This is a genomic window from Caldalkalibacillus thermarum (assembly GCF_014644735.1).
Taxonomy (GTDB): Bacteria; Bacillota; Bacilli; order Caldalkalibacillales; family Caldalkalibacillaceae; genus Caldalkalibacillus; species Caldalkalibacillus thermarum.
This window is the reverse complement of sequence record NZ_BMKZ01000115.1, coordinates 1-996: the sequence shown is the minus strand read 5'-3', so window position 1 is coordinate 996 and position 996 is coordinate 1. Positions and strand designations below refer to the sequence as shown.

Here is a 996-nt window from a genome sequence, read left to right as displayed (position 1 = left end):
CAGCTGATCATGCCGCATGAATTCTTCCTGCCTTTTGGTGGTCAACTGGACCCCAACAACCGTTGGGTATTACTCGCTCAAAGAATTCCATGGAACAAAGCGGAAGATCTGTATATCGGGCAGCTCAGATCAACAAGTGAAGGCCGTCAGGCCTTTTCTGTGCGCATGGCTTTGGGTGCGCTTATCATTAAAGAGCGTTTAGGCACCAGCGATCGTGAAACAGTGGAACAGATCAAAGAAAATCCCTATTTGCAATACTTTATCGGTCTGACTGAATTCAAACAGGAAGAACCCTTCCACCATACCATGATGACCCATTTCCGCAAAAGGTTAGGTCCTGATATCATCAATCAAATCAACGAATGGCTTGTCACAGAAGAAGTGAATCAGATGACATCAGACCGTGATGAGATAACGCATGATGAAGACGAACATCCATCCGATGATGACGAAAATCATTCGGACAGCCAACCCACAACTGGACAACCATCCAAACAGCAACCACATACAACCCCAACCCATCGCGGAAAACTGATCCTGGATGCCACCTGTGTACCACTAGATTGGCCTACCCGACTGACCTGGATCTATTAAACAAAAGCCGTGAAAAACTGGAGCACATGATTGATGTATTGCATCAACCCTTAAGAGGCATTCAACCCAAGCCCAGGACCTACCGCGAAAAAGCACGCAAAGCATATCTTCAGGTGGCTAAACAACGCAAGGTCAGTAAGAAAAAACTGCGGAAGGCAATTAAAGCACAACTGCAATACATCCACCGTGATCTGAAACATATTGAAGAACTGGCCCAACAATCAGGCCTTCACTGGCAAAGCGAAAGGACCAGTTGAATTTGGAGCCAAGGTGGCTATCAGTGTCATCGAGGGATACACCCTGATTGAACACATCAGCTGGGACAACTTCCATGAAGGCAACACATTGCAAGCCTCTGTCGAGGCTTATCATACCCGCTTTGGTTGCTATCCAGAAGCTGTG

2 protein-coding genes are annotated in these 996 nt (G+C 46.8%); both read left to right on the top strand.

What is annotated here, in order from left to right; genetic code table 11:
• Positions 1-594 (top strand): transposase (locus IEW48_RS16735; RefSeq protein ID WP_188624718.1); only part of this gene is annotated, 594 nt, incomplete at its 5' end.
• A 26-nt stretch (positions 595-620) separates the two neighbouring features.
• On the top strand, positions 621-851 hold the full coding sequence (locus IEW48_RS16730) for a hypothetical protein (protein WP_188624717.1): 231 nt from the start codon (positions 621-623) through the stop codon (positions 849-851).
• The last annotated feature ends 145 nt before the right edge of the window (positions 852-996 follow it).

Coding starts and splice junctions, on each gene's coding strand:
- IEW48_RS16730 (WP_188624717.1), top strand. CDS start 621: ATGATTGATGTATTGCATCAACCCTTAAGAGGCATTCAACCCAAGCCC.